We start from the raw sequence: 213 nt of genomic DNA, 5'->3' as shown, positions 1-213 counted from the left end.
ATATTTTCTTTCTACCTTATATTTTTCTTTTAATTCTTTTAAAGTAGTGTCCATATGTTTTTTACCATCAAGTATTACTACAATTCTATTACACAAAATTTCTATATCTTTCATATAATGACTTGTAAGTAATATAGTTGTATTATGTTTTTTATTAATCTGCTTTAAAAATTCGTGTATTCCTTTTTGACTCAAAATATCTAAACCTATAGT

1 pseudogene is annotated in these 213 nt (G+C 21.6%); it reads right to left on the bottom strand.

From position 1 onward, the window contains the following. Window positions 1-213, bottom strand: a pseudogene (locus tag AWT72_RS09960) (multidrug ABC transporter ATP-binding protein); the annotation flags it as partial.

Origin of the sequence: Oceanivirga salmonicida, assembly GCF_001517915.1 — a bacterium.
Lineage (GTDB): Bacteria > Fusobacteriota > Fusobacteriia > Fusobacteriales > Leptotrichiaceae > Oceanivirga > Oceanivirga salmonicida.
The sequence above is the reverse complement of the archived record's forward strand: the minus strand, read 5'-3'. Positions and strand labels throughout refer to the sequence as shown.